The organism is Legionella bononiensis, from assembly GCF_016786215.1.
Lineage (GTDB): Bacteria > Pseudomonadota > Gammaproteobacteria > Legionellales > Legionellaceae > Legionella > Legionella bononiensis.
Genome location: NZ_JADOBG010000022.1, coordinates 288530 through 301359 on the forward strand (window position 1 = coordinate 288530; position 12830 = coordinate 301359).

Below are 12830 nucleotides of genomic sequence, written 5' to 3' on the forward strand. Positions count from 1 at the left end.
CATTTCTAAAGTTAAACTTCAATTCTTAAAATTCTCCTTGTCCTATATGGGTTTTTCCAGCTATTCCGGTTTATCTCGCATGAATTACTTATCCACATTTTCTGTGGATATCTCTGTGAATAGCCTCTTAGTCTTCTTATGAATTCAGCAGGATAATTGACTGATTAGGACTTACACAAAGTGCTGGAGCAGTATGTTTGTGTTATTAATCGCCGATGCATAACAAATGCTTTATCTTATTGATTTTCAACAGCCGATGTAGCCTGTATTAGCGAAGCGTAATACAGGATCGAAGTGGTAGCATACTCCATTGTTTCCCCGTATTACGCTTCGCTAATACGGGCTACAAAATAACCAATATACGCTAGGCTTTACCCTTCTTCCTTAATTTTAACGTCAAATCTCCAAATGCAGGCATGATGCCACATTCAGGAGATCCCTCATTGCATTCGGGATGACGTGCTGTTTTCAATTCCGAGAATACCGTCATCCTGAACGCAGTGAAGGAATCTCCAAATGCAGGCATGATGCCACATTCAGGAGATCCCTCACAATGTTCGGGATGACGTAATGTCATCACTGAATCTTGGAATAAAATCTACGTTGTGTTCTAAACAACCTCCAATAACGCGCAGGCCGCGATTCCTCCGCCTCCGGCAGCGACCAGAAGTACTTTTTCTCCAGATTGGATCGGTGAATTGACTCTTAAATCCTCGAGGGCGATTCCTACGCTAGCTCCAGAAGTATTGCCGGTTTCTTCAACGGTTTTGATTACTCGCTCATCAGGAAAACCCAATTGTTTCGCAACCGACAGAACCAGATTTTTATTTCCTTGATGAGGTACTAGCCAATCGATTTCTGTTGGGCTCATATTCAGTTCTTTAAGAAACATTTTGGCACTGTCAACCATTCCATGAACGGCTTTCACAAACAGGGCGGTGCTTTCACGTATGGTAATATGAAATTGATCCGGATTGGTACATAAAGACGCCGGTAAGCGTGACCCTCCTGCGGGTGTTGAAACGGTATCACTGACTTCTCCATCAGCAAATAATGCAGAAGCAATAAAACGAAATTCAGCTTCTGCCGCATCCTGAGAAACAATACACGCAGCGGCACCATCTCCAAACAGAACGCTGGTGGCAAAATTATTCTTATTTAAAAATTTGGAGCGAATTTCACTGGCAATCAGTAATATCGCTCCTAAACCTGCTTGTGCAATAGCAGCACTGGTATGCAAACCTACGACAAAACCCGCACAGGCAGCGCCTACATCAAAAGCGCCAGCACGATCTAAGCCCAACCGATATTGAATCAGTGGACTTGTAGGGGGCGCTATATAGTCTCCAGAGATGGTTGCGAGAATAACCTGGGTTATTTTATTTTTTTCGTCAGGTCTTTCAGAAAACAATCGTTCAGCAGCGCTCACCGCGAGATCACTACAGGCTTGATCTTCATTGACCCAACGTCGGTTTCTAATCCCGGTAGAAAATCCAATCAAGGCAGGGTTTTGGCTGCTGTTCATCCAATTCAGGACGTCCTGATTGCTCATTACTCTTTCTGGCAGGGCAACATAAGGGCCTTTAAGATAAATTGGTTTTTCTGCGCGTAAGAAATTCATTATGCCAATCCTTAAAAATCGATGGAATCGTGTATTATAGTGAATGCAGCTGCTGAATTCAGGATAATACTCCTTCAGAACTCATTAAAGGCAATCCACCGCTTACAGTGACTACTGAACCAGTCATGAATGACGTCAGGGAAAGAAGGGGATCCATAGCTTCCGCAACTTGATCAGGCTCGCCCATGGTTCCTTGTGGAATTATTTTTGATACTTTTTCCTGGTAGACCGGATTTTTCCAGAACTGTTCTGTTCGGGACGTTTTAATCAAACCCACTCGCAGTATATTGGATAATATATTTTTTGCGCTGTAATCTACGGCTAAATTGAGAAATAGTCCTTCCAGAGCAGCCTTTGCCGCGCAATAAGCCGGATATCGGCTTGTTCCTGTTACTGATGAAAGACTTGAAATCAGAACCAGTCGTCCCAATTTATTAAGAAGCATGGATGAAATGACTTTTTGAATCAGCCATATATTGCCGTTAATATTGTTATCGATGTACGTTCGTACTGCATTGAAGGGCAGGGCATGCAATTTGCGTAATTGAGTAACACGGGTGAAGGCATTAAGTACTAACCCATCCAATGGGCGCTGTATAATTTGTTCTAATTCCTTTTCACAGCGTTCTGGCTGAGCAAAGTCATAGACAAAACCCGTTACCTTCATTTTTTGAAGTTCGTAGAGTTCCAAAGTCTGATTGAGGCTCTGCTCATTAGAACAGGTGATAATAACCGTATCGCCCATTTGAATGCGTCTTTTGGCTATGGCCTGGGCAATATCTGAGGAACCTCCGGTAATTAACAGATTCATTTTGCCCCCAGATCTGCAAGGTGTTTTTCTATACTTGCTCTGGTTTCATAATGCTCTTTTATCAACGGGATGACGGGGATCTTAATTTGAAACTCACGCTCAAGTTCCAGAATTAACAAGGCCAGCATTAAACTATCCAGTCCTCCCTGTTCGAGTTGTGCATCCTTGTCTTGAGGAAGATTACCCAGTCCTATTCGTTCAAAAGCGTTTTGAATTCTATCGCTTAACATGGTGTGATTCCTTCTGATCAAAATTCTTAGTGTTTGCCAGCAACGTTTTTCTGTCCAGTTTACCGTGTTGATTTCTTGGTAATGAATCCAGAATACGTGCGCTAATGGGTATTTTTCTAGGAAGTAGATGCTGTTGAATGTGTTCTGTTAACTGCAGCTCAGTCAGATTAGTGGATAGAGTGCTTTGCTCAAAACAGGCGATTAATCGTGTGCCATAGAGTTCATCCTCTAGAGGGAGCACAATGACTTCTTTAATCTCATTCATTTGACACAGTTTTTGTTCAATTTCAGCCAGGTTTACTTTTTCGCCGCCAATATTCACCTGATTATCACGCCGCCCTTTGATCGCGACTAATCCATTGGGGAGTATCTCGGCAATATCGCCTGTATGCAGCCAGCCATTGTGTATCTTTTCATTCTCTTCATCTCCCAGATAGCCTAACATCATCTGACTGCCCTGTAGCAATAACTCCTGGTCTTCGGACAGTTTTATTTGCCAGTCACCTACCGGATAACCAGCATAGTCTTCAAAAAAATGAGGATCCTGACTGGAATAAGTCAGTACACGCGGTGATGCCTCAGTCAAACCGTAATTATTATAAATTATGGTCTGGTTAAAAAATGTATATAATTCTGTTCGTAAGGAAGTAGGCAGGGGGGCGCCCGCAGAAACAATAGCGGTAATTTGTTTGGCATTTTCTGGATAAGCAGCTGCCATCCTGCTGATGGCCACCCAATGAGACGGTACCCCACTCCACATTTGAGGAATCGGTCCATGTTCAAGAATGTTCTTGAGATCCGTAAATTGTGATACCAGTTGGATTGTGTGGCCACACATTAAACCGGGCAGTAATTGCCCTAATAATCCATAGGAATAGGAAAGTGGTAAAAACAGTAATTGACTCTTAACGTTTGGAAAATTCAGGGCCTTAATCACCGCCAGACAATTTGATGCAATGTTTTTAGCGGATAACTGGACTGCCTTTACTTGTCCGGTTGTACCGGACGTGAACAGGATCAACGCCAGCAGTGGGTGATGTTTGGTTGTTTTCTTTTCATAAAAGTCCAATAAATTTCCATTGCTGTCCACGGTCATCGCTGTGTCCAGAATGGACAGCCTGTTTTGCAATTCCTGTTCTGATAACGTAGTGGGACAAAGGGCCACTGGTTTATCACACTGCAAAGCAGCCATGAGTTGAATCACAAACTGGATGCTGGGGGTCGCTGTAAGCAGGAGTATGCCATCTGGTAACTTGTGTATTTGATTTGCCAGACGCGATACTTCATCGTGCAATTGTGCATAAGAAAGGTTTATCTCTCCTTCAACAAGCGCTGTCTTTTCAAGAAATTTATTGGATATAAGATGCATGTACTCAATCCTTATTCTTATTTAATTGCCAGGAAGCGATGACTGGCAACGAATTATCCAATAAATACTTACGACAGAAATTTCTGCGTATTTTTCCGCTGGTAGTATGGGGTATTGCATCAGGTGAAATGAGCACAATTTTATTAATTTCCAGTTGATGTATTTGATAAGTGAGTTTGAATATGGCGTTAAATAATTCATCCTGGGCAGCAGTATCCATCTGTTCATCTCTGAGCTCACATACTACTGTGAGTTCATATTCCTGTTCATTCTGAATAACAAATGCGGCGCATTTCCTCAAAAAAGATCGTAAGGGTGAATGCAGTAGACTGTATTCTATATCTTGAGGATAATGGTTTTTACCGTACAAAATAATTAAATCTTTGATCCTTCCGGTAACATATAATTCATCATCGTGTATAAACCCCAGATCACCAGTCCTTAAATAGGACAGGCCTGTTTGGTCGCCTTTGATTTTACCGTGAAAGGCATGCTCGGTTTCTTCTTTTTGATTCCAGTAACCGAGGGTGACGCTGTCGCCATGTACCCAGATTTCACCTACTTGATCACGGTCACAGGGTATTAAAGTATCCGGATCAACAATTTTAACGGTTTGAGCCATTGCGCCACAACCAACCAGAACATGGCTGCCAGGGCTATTCTCTGGCGCAAAATGGACACGATGATCGCGGTAGTGTTCTTTATCCAGAGTAAGTGTCTTGAAGTGTTGTCCAGGTGTTCCGCAAGTAACTACTAAAGTTGCTTCTGCCAAGCCGTAGCAGGGATAAAAGGCTTCCATACGGAATCCATAGTCTTTAAAGGCTTGATAAAAATGTTCCATGGTTACTTTACTGACGGGTTCTGCGGCATTTGAAGCGATGTTCCACGAGCTTAAATCCAATCCTTGTTTTTTTTCCTCCTTGATTCGTTTAACGCAGTAATCGTAAGCAAAATTAGGACTTCCACTAATGGTTACTTTATATTTGGTAATATTGGTTAACCAAGAAAGAGGACTTTCTAAAAATGAAAATGGCGACATCATAATTATCGGGAGCATTCTGTATATGGGTGTTAAAATATAGCCAATTAAACCCATATCATGATGTGGCGGCAGCCAGCTGAACAAGACATCCTCGTCATTGACCTGAAAGTTAGTACACATCAGTTCAAGATTATCGATTAAGTTACCGTGACTGACCATAACACCTTTGGGATGCATGGTTGAACCTGAAGTATATTGAAGAAAGGCAATATCGTTTTTATTGATTACTGGAGGATGCCAATCAGCTCCTTTATCTGCTTTGATCGAATCAACAGTGATACAGGGAATCTGAGCAAAAGTTCCGCTTGCTTCCGATTCTGCGTCACCGAATTGTTTCAGATGGGCGGCTGTCAGTATTACAACGCGCGGTTTGGAGTTTTTAATAATACGCTGAGTTTTTTCGAGTAGTTTTTCCTGTGCCGGGGGGTAGATTGGAACTGCTATGCAACCGGCATAAAGGCATCCAAAAAAAGCCTGGATCAAGGGTAATCCCGGAGAGAACAATAACAGCACCCTGTCTCCCTTGTTTAGTCCTTGCTCTTGTAATGTAGCGGCGATGGCTCTGGCGTGTTCATCCAGTTCAGCGTAATTCATTATGTGCTCTATCCCTTTATTGAGAAAGGTGCAGATGTTGTTCTGTGGACTACTTAGTGCTCTAAATCTCAAAACCTCAACCAAAGACTGACACTGTTTTAATTCGATACTCATCATAAATCCTTAGTGTTCACATGTTACATTTAAAGATTATCGATTCGCCATGATTCAGATCCCATGTTTGGTGGAAGTGCCAAATGGCCATGGTGCAGAATGTATTATTTTTTTTCATTTAACGATCCTTGTTAAATAGGTTTTGGGTTGTTTAAGTTTTGACGTATTGCAGTACTTGCGCAGCATAGGACAATCCGCCACCAACACTCATTAATAGAATTTTTCCTGATCGATCAAATACATTTTCTTCTACAGCACGTGCAAGGGTATACGCTATGGAAGCTCCTCCGATGTTTCCAATTTTATCGGAATCCCATAATACTGTTGTATTTTTGAATTGATTTTCATCCAAAAGAAGATCAATTAATTTACGGTTAACCTGATGAGGAATCACCCAGGTAATTTCATTTCGCTCCTGTTCTGTAGGGAGAATATGAGTAATCATCTCGGTATATCGTTTATAAGCCAGCTCTTTTAACAACGCTTCATCGCCGAGCAAATGATATCCTATAGTATCTAATTGCTCCTGAGTTGGTGGGAAGACTCCTTGAGTGGTGAATGCCTCAACATAGGCTCCATCCGTTGAAAAAAAACTTTGTTCTACTGTAAATGAACCCTGGTCTGATTGCTCAAGAAATAATGCTGCGGCGCCATCAGCCAGACCGATCCAGGTTTTTTCATTTTCGGGATCGATTACTTTTGATAAAGTCTCAGCACAACTGACTAAAACATTTTTATAGCCCAAAGCCATCAAAGCATAGGCTAAATGCAAGGTGGATAATGAAGTAGAACATCCTGTTTTCAAATCATAAGCAGGCGCATTTAAACCCAACTCACCCAATACTGCTGCTGCCTGAGAACCAGTAAATCGTTTATTTGTAGTAGAACCTAACAGAAATGAGGCTATGTGTTCGGGTTTATGAGTCTCAATTAATTTTTTTACTGCGCCCGCTGCCAATGATTCAGCGGTTAGATTTCGTGACGCATCAAGAGATTCCCAGGGTTTATGACACCAGTAGCGGGAATAAAAACCAAACTCTTCACCTATTTTTTCAGCGAATTTTTCGAGAAAAGCGGGAGATTGTTTTGCTGTCCTCGGAAAGTTCCTCAGAATTTCCAAATTGGTAATTGGGGCAGATTCAGGTAAGATTCTTGAGGCAGCGGAAATATTAAATCGAATATTAGGTTTTAAAATATCCATGACTTGTGTTCACCTCTGAACGTATTGGGGTGATGTGTTGTTATTGAAACTACACTTTTTTGTAGGAGCAGATCAAGTTTATTTTTTTCACTGAATTCAAAATTAGTATGTCATAATTAAATTAAGATTAGTCTATATTTTACTGATTGATAAATATTTAATCAGTTTTGGGGGGTAGATGTCTTTACAGTCTTCTGAGAAAGCTTCCATGAAATGGATAGAAAGTTTGATTGATGCCCATAGTTTTCTCCCACTGGGGTCAGAATATACTCCTGAGCATCAGCCCCATTTGAAAGTAGGTGCTGAAGTGATTACCGGATTGGCAAAGGTAAATCATCGGCCAGTTGCTGTATACGCGCACAACACTGGAGAGAATCGAGGTTATGTGACTCGTGAGGGCGCGATAAAAATTGTTCGATTGATGGACAAGGCAAGAGACTTAAAGATTCCTGTAATTGCTTTTCTGGCCTCTCCAGGTATTTCTCTGGATTTATTAAGTGGCGACGAATACACCCAAATCATCAGTAGAAACATTTCATTATCCGGTTTGGTTCCTCAGCTTGCCGTCATCTCTGCGCCTACTCTTGGAGCTCCTGCTTATTCTGCTGTATTAATGGATTTGTTGTTTTTTAATAAACATCGCAGTTATCTGATGGTCACCAGTCCTATGGTAGTCCAACAGGCTATAGGTGAAAAAGTATCGATGAGTGAATTAGGCGGTACTGGAATGCATGCTACAACTACAGGGATAGCTGATTTTGTGGATGACAGCACGGCTGCTCAAATCAACCATGTGAAATTGCTGCTGAATTTTTTACCCTCAAATGCCAATGAACTCCCACCACTGCATGCAGCACATGAACCGGTGCATCCCATGCCGGTGATCCCAGCCAATCCGCGTTTGCCGTTTAATATTCTGGAGTTGATTCACGCGATTGTTGATAATTCTGAAGTCATTCAATACAAACGTTCTTATGGCCAGGCAATGATTTGTGCTTTTGTTCATATTAATGGCTATGCCGTTGGTTTGGTTGCCAATCAAAGCATACGTTTTAGTGGAGCGATTGATTCTGACGCAGCGCAAAAAACGTCTAAATTTATTCGAATCTGCGACGCCTATTCAATTCCTATACTGACCCTAATCGATGTACCGGGCTTCATGCCGGGTAAAAGGGAAGAGCATAAGGGGTTGCTCCAACATGGTGCTAGACTGTGCGTGGCCATGCAGACCAGAGTGCCAAGGGTTAGTGTTGTTGTTCGTAAATGCTATGGTGCCGCAGCGTTTTTGATGATGCAAACCAAATCTCAGAATGGAGATTTGGTTCTTGCCCTGGAAACCGCAAGTTTAGGGGTAATGGGTAAAGAAACCACAAAAAAAGTGCACACTACGGATGGTCAGGTTCAGGATCACAAAATGGATTCAACATCAGAACATGCATCATTAATCGATGAATCACTCGCCGAAGCCTACTCTTTGGGAATCATTGATGAAATCATTAAACCCATGCAGATACGTGCGCGATTGGCACAGCATCTCGAGTTTTTATATAGAAAAATGCACCAAATGCCTGATGCGCGACATTCAATTGTATAAGGAACAATCATGTCTTCCCTTGATGATTTGATTCAATTATTAGAGTCCTTTGAAGCCTATCTGGGTAATCCTGAAGAACCCAAAACTCCCGTAAATTTTAAACAGATATTAATTCATGATGAGCAGGAAGCGCTTGACTGGAAGCATTTAAATTACATTAGGGACTGGGGATTTATGAATTACATTATCCCCCAGAATAGTGGCGGAGCATTGAATGCTCTGGATGAGGTTTATTTGCTGAGTAAATTAATTGCCAGAAGAGATATTACTGTCGCTATTGCTCTGGGATTATCTTTTTTTGGTGCTTTGCCTTTTTGGATTTCCGGTACAGTAGAACAGAAAAAATTATTGGCGGGGCTCATTAAAAAGGGGAGCATTGCTGCTCTGGCTTTAACTGAAGAAACTCATGGATCAGATTTGACCTCAAATGAAGTTATTGCTCAACCTGTTGAAGACGGTTGGGAACTTTCAGGACAAAAATGGTGCATTAATTTTGCTACTGAGGGGGATCTGGTTTCAGTTCTTTGTCGAACTCATGAAAAGGGAGGGCTTCTAGGTTTTGGTCTGTTTTTTATTGATAAATCACTAATTAACACAGGTTTTACACCAATACCGAAACTCCCTACGCATGGTGTCAGAGGCTTGGATATCAGTGGTTTTGTTCTGGATAAGCTCCGATTGCCTAAAGACGCATTAATAGGTACAGCACAACGTGGTTTGGAACTGACCTATAAAACGTTTCAAATTTCGCGAACTTTATGTGCTGGTTTATCGGTAGGTGGAGCCGATACCGCATTGCGACTGGCTCTTTCTTTTAGTTTGGACAGACAACTATACGGTAAGCCCGCTTATGAAATCCCTGCGGTGAAACAGCGATTAGGGGAATTGTTTACCCAATTGTTAATCGCGGATTGTACTTCTCTTTGTGTACTAAGAGCATGCACTGTGTTTCCTGAAAAGTTGAGTTTTTGGTCAGCGATTATCAAGTTTTTAATACCTCGGCTTTGTGAGGATCTCGTGGAGCAATGCGGGATTATTTTGGGAGCCAGAGGTTTTTTAAGGACAACACCGTGGGCTGTATTTCAGAAAATCAGGCGTGATATTCAGGTTGTGGGCTTATTTGATGGAAGTACTCAAGTCAATTTATCCCTAATTGCCGGTAATTTATTACCTCAGGTCCGCATGCGCGGTACTAATGCGCTGGTTGATTCGGAACAACTGAAGCGAATGTTTCATCTGGAATCCCCCTGTCCTCCATTTGAAGGGGACAATCTGAGTCTTTTTACCCATGAAGAAGATGATGTGTTTGCTGGATTAATGCAACTGGATTGTGAGCCCATCAATCATCTTATTGCTGCTGTTCGCGATGAAATTAAGACACTGGATCAACAGATTAGCCAACTTAGAGAACAAAAGGTATTTGACGCACGAAGCCTGCCTGCTTTTCGTTTGGCCGAGCATTATTGCTGGATATATGCTGCCTGTTGTTGCCTGCAGTTTTGGTATCACAATCACCATTCCCTGAGTCATGAATTAAAAGATATTAACTGGCTCAATTTAGCACTACAATTCATCCTGAATAAGCTGGACTCATCTCGCCTGATAGAAAGTGATTTACAAGAAAAGATGGCTGATCATTTATGTGCTTATTATCAGCAAAAAAAATTATTTGCTGTAATTTCAACGAAGATAGCGGAGTAGTGTGGATGAATTGGAAAAAGATGTTAATTGCTGCAATGACTAAAAATAAGTACAAAGCTTTTCTTAAAGATACCCAGTTCCCTAAGCAGGCACGAGACCGATTATGGACAAAGGAAATTATCCCTTTATTGCGCCAATCGACTTATTGGCCTCCTGTTCTTGAACAAAAAAAATCATTGGATCTTGATGAGTTTGCAATAACGAATTATGAGGATTATGAGGAAGCTTTATTAGCCGCTCAGAACATGCATATTCAGCCTTTCAATGGTGAGGAATTAATTTTTTGGTCTGAGACTTCAGGCACAGCGGGTGCCAGGAAATTCTTTCCGATTACCGCTTCATTTCAAAAGCAGTTTCAACGAACCATGCCACCTTACATCTACACCCTGACGCAGCGATTCAAGAATTTGTTCAAGGAAAAATTAGTGTATCTGGTTGCGGTAAATACGAATAAAACAACTCCTGCAGGTACTCCTTCGGGTTGGATTAGTAATTTTAACTACCGTCATCTTCCTTCGTTTATAAAGCGATTTTATGCGATGCCGGACGAAGTTTTTGCTAATGATGAAGTGTATGAACAATGGGCTCCCTTGTATGCTCTGGCTTGTGATTTAAGTGCCATGTTTGCGGTATCTCCCATGGTTATTGATACCTTTTACGATCGATGCGTTGAACGCTTTCATCATTATCTTCCCTATTTGATGGGCGAGAAAGCAGTTCCTGCTGGATTGCCACCCGTTCAAATAACAAAAGCCCGTCAGGAATATTTAAAAAACCTGGCGGCCAATAAATCTCCTCTGGGTTTTAATGAGTTATGGCCATCTTTGGAACTTGCGGGGTGCTGGACTTCAGGACTTTGTGAATTTCCCGCTCAGCAATTACAAAAACGGATGGGTGATAAAATAAGTCTGGTTGATGGAACTTATTCCGCTACAGAAGGTTGGCTGACCGTGCCACTGGAAGAGGGGGTGTTAGGCGGAATAGTGCATCCGGGTGCTCATATTGTTGAGTTTATTGAAGAAGGTAAGGAGCTGGATAAAAGTAATCTGTTGCAGAGCTGGGAGTTGGAAGTTGGCGCGAATTATGAGGTGTTTTTGACTACAGCGATGGGATTTGTGCGTTATCGGCTAAAAGACGTTGTACGCTGTACGGGTTATTTGAATAAGGCGCCCAGATTGGAGTTTTGTTATAAAACCCAGTTACTGAAATTGGAAAGTTGCGCAATAACGGGTCAGGAGTTGCAGTCCATGGTGCAGGCAGCTGATTTTAAAATGGCGCCACACTGGTTTTTTGCGCGAAACAGTATTGGGAACCGAATTGTTCTGGTAACGGATAATACGGTGGAACTATCCGAATCTATCCTGGCAGATTTACATCATAACTTAATGCAAATCAGTCCAACCTATGCTCATAGCATGGATACTGGCGAAGTTGTTCCTATGACCTTGCTTCAATTACCAAAAGAAGAATTGTTGGCTGGTGTTCATGCTCAGACAAAACCAAAATTAATTTCACAACAGGTTATTGCGGAACGATGATGAGTTGGTCGTTTGATACTGGGGCGCGGTAACTCGGTGAATATTTGTTAGAAATGATACCGGCGCAGAAGAAACCGAGCCGCGACCGTCAGGAAGCGGAAACCTGGGAAGATTGACGCACAATACGAGTAAGGAACTGAAATAAGCTGGCTGTATTTGAAATTAACTACTGGTTATTCAACGCGCTCATTATACTGTTCCGCTTCCTGACAGCCTCGGATCGGTTTCTTCTTATAAAGTATGAGGGTATTGGTGTGTATTTCCTCCTGGTAGTAAAACGTATTCAGGAGGAAATGGTGAATTTATGGCCGTAAGTAGCTGAAGTTTTTTTCTGAAGTATGATTTTCGAGAAAGGGTTGAAGTATGAAGGCGGACAGCAGAGGCATGTCTTTTTTCATGATGTATTGGGCACTATAGTTTATAGTGTATTTAGTGAGTCTGTTCGATTCTTCGATATTTAATAAGCCGTGATCGCCATCAATCTCATCGGGGTTACTTTTAATCCGATCGGTGAACCTTTGGATGTAAGCACTAGCGATTGGCTGCCCTTGTTGACGCTCTTTCTGGTAATACAACAAGATGACCTGAAAATGAGCTTTGAGTTTCATCAAATCCCCATATAAAGTGGGATATGGACTATCGTTCATCAGAGCGAATAACAAGCGGTTGGCAGTTGCTGTCAAGGTTTCGAGAAACTGTTTATTATTCAGTGGTTGATTCGAACTTTGAGCCAGATCAATCAGCTGACTGTTGTTCAAGTCTACCAAGTGCATAAAATTATAGATATATTGTGGTATGTCCCTTTCAGCGTTTATCTGTTTTAGAATGTTATGGGCTTCAATGCTTGATAACGGTATGTGAATCTCGTGTTCATAAGGTGATTCAATTGGTAGTTGATTAACTGAATTGGTTTTAGAAATTACAGTAGATTTTTTTTTAGTTTTGAAGAATGTTCCCATAATTTAGCCATCCCTATGCTCGTTTCATTGAGCTACTCGTGCCATTTCAAATGAAT

General features: G+C 41.6%; 11 protein-coding genes. 3 read left to right on the plus strand and 8 right to left on the minus strand.

Annotated features, from left to right (window positions below; translation table 11 throughout):
* Positions 1-364 precede the first annotated feature (364 nt).
* From IZU94_RS14925 to IZU94_RS14955, 7 genes are all read right to left on the minus strand, one after another.
* Complete coding sequence (locus IZU94_RS14925) at positions 365-577, minus strand: hypothetical protein (protein ID WP_203112329.1); 213 nt, start codon at positions 575-577, stop codon at positions 365-367.
* 33 nt (positions 578-610) lie between these two features.
* Entirely contained in the window at positions 611-1621 is a 1011-nt protein-coding gene (locus tag IZU94_RS14930) for a 3-oxoacyl-ACP synthase III family protein (RefSeq protein ID WP_203112332.1), read from the minus strand.
* Positions 1622-1679: 58 nt separating this feature from the next.
* Positions 1680-2432, minus strand: coding sequence for an SDR family NAD(P)-dependent oxidoreductase (locus IZU94_RS14935; protein ID WP_203112334.1), 753 nt, complete (start codon positions 2430-2432; stop codon positions 1680-1682).
* Positions 2429-2662 (minus strand): phosphopantetheine-binding protein, encoded by a 234-nt coding sequence (locus IZU94_RS14940; protein WP_203112336.1) that lies wholly within the window; start codon positions 2660-2662, stop codon positions 2429-2431. Before IZU94_RS14940 ends, IZU94_RS14935 begins: the two co-directional genes overlap by 4 nt.
* A complete protein-coding gene (locus tag IZU94_RS14945) occupies positions 2649-4031 on the minus strand; it encodes a class I adenylate-forming enzyme family protein (RefSeq protein ID WP_203112337.1) in 1383 nt (460 codons plus the stop codon). Before IZU94_RS14945 ends, IZU94_RS14940 begins: the two co-directional genes overlap by 14 nt.
* A 4-nt stretch (positions 4032-4035) precedes the next feature.
* A complete protein-coding gene (locus IZU94_RS14950; RefSeq protein ID WP_203113395.1) occupies positions 4036-5781 on the minus strand; it encodes a fatty acyl-AMP ligase in 1746 nt (581 codons plus the stop codon).
* Positions 5782-5932: 151 nt separating this feature from the next.
* Positions 5933-6982, minus strand: a complete 1050-nt coding sequence (locus IZU94_RS14955) for a 3-oxoacyl-ACP synthase III family protein (protein WP_203112339.1) — start codon at positions 6980-6982, stop codon at positions 5933-5935.
* A 178-nt stretch (positions 6983-7160) separates the two neighbouring features.
* Here IZU94_RS14955 and IZU94_RS14960 point away from each other — a divergent pair, with 178 nt between their 5' ends.
* From IZU94_RS14960 to IZU94_RS14970, 3 genes are read left to right on the plus strand one after another with little or no spacing between them, the layout of a single operon-like run.
* The gene (locus IZU94_RS14960; protein ID WP_203112341.1) at positions 7161-8576 is read left to right on the plus strand and encodes a carboxyl transferase domain-containing protein; all 1416 of its coding nucleotides are present in this window, start codon (positions 7161-7163) and stop codon (positions 8574-8576) included.
* 9 nt (positions 8577-8585) lie between these two features.
* Complete coding sequence (locus IZU94_RS14965; RefSeq protein ID WP_203112343.1) at positions 8586-10277, plus strand: acyl-CoA dehydrogenase family protein; 1692 nt, start codon at positions 8586-8588, stop codon at positions 10275-10277.
* Between the two features lie 5 nt (positions 10278-10282).
* The gene (locus IZU94_RS14970) at positions 10283-11815 is read left to right on the plus strand and encodes a GH3 family acyl-acid amido synthetase (protein ID WP_203112345.1); all 1533 of its coding nucleotides are present in this window, start codon (positions 10283-10285) and stop codon (positions 11813-11815) included.
* A 302-nt stretch (positions 11816-12117) separates the two neighbouring features.
* Here IZU94_RS14970 and IZU94_RS14975 read toward each other — a convergent pair whose 3' ends face one another.
* Positions 12118-12774 carry a hypothetical protein gene (locus IZU94_RS14975; protein ID WP_203112348.1) on the minus strand — a complete coding sequence of 219 codons (657 nt, stop codon included), beginning with the start codon at positions 12772-12774 and terminating at the stop codon, positions 12118-12120.
* Positions 12775-12830: the final 56 nt, after the last annotated feature.

Bases quoted from the DNA above. Each gene is read 5' to 3' on its own strand.
- IZU94_RS14950 (WP_203113395.1), bottom strand. From the start codon at position 5,781: ATGAGTATCGAATTAAAACAGTGTCAGTCTTTGGTTGAGGTTTTGAGA.
- IZU94_RS14925 (WP_203112329.1), bottom strand. From the start codon at position 577: ATGACATTACGTCATCCCGAACATTGTGAGGGATCTCCTGAATGTGGC.
- IZU94_RS14930 (WP_203112332.1), bottom strand. From the start codon at position 1,621: ATGAATTTCTTACGCGCAGAAAAACCAATTTATCTTAAAGGCCCTTAT.
- IZU94_RS14975 (WP_203112348.1), bottom strand. From the start codon at position 12,774: ATGGGAACATTCTTCAAAACTAAAAAAAAATCTACTGTAATTTCTAAA.
- IZU94_RS14940 (WP_203112336.1), bottom strand. From the start codon at position 2,662: ATGTTAAGCGATAGAATTCAAAACGCTTTTGAACGAATAGGACTGGGT.
- IZU94_RS14960 (WP_203112341.1), top strand. From the start codon at position 7,161: ATGTCTTTACAGTCTTCTGAGAAAGCTTCCATGAAATGGATAGAAAGT.
- IZU94_RS14945 (WP_203112337.1), bottom strand. From the start codon at position 4,031: ATGCATCTTATATCCAATAAATTTCTTGAAAAGACAGCGCTTGTTGAA.
- IZU94_RS14935 (WP_203112334.1), bottom strand. From the start codon at position 2,432: ATGAATCTGTTAATTACCGGAGGTTCCTCAGATATTGCCCAGGCCATA.
- IZU94_RS14965 (WP_203112343.1), top strand. From the start codon at position 8,586: ATGTCTTCCCTTGATGATTTGATTCAATTATTAGAGTCCTTTGAAGCC.
- IZU94_RS14955 (WP_203112339.1), bottom strand. From the start codon at position 6,982: ATGGATATTTTAAAACCTAATATTCGATTTAATATTTCCGCTGCCTCA.
- IZU94_RS14970 (WP_203112345.1), top strand. From the start codon at position 10,283: ATGAATTGGAAAAAGATGTTAATTGCTGCAATGACTAAAAATAAGTAC.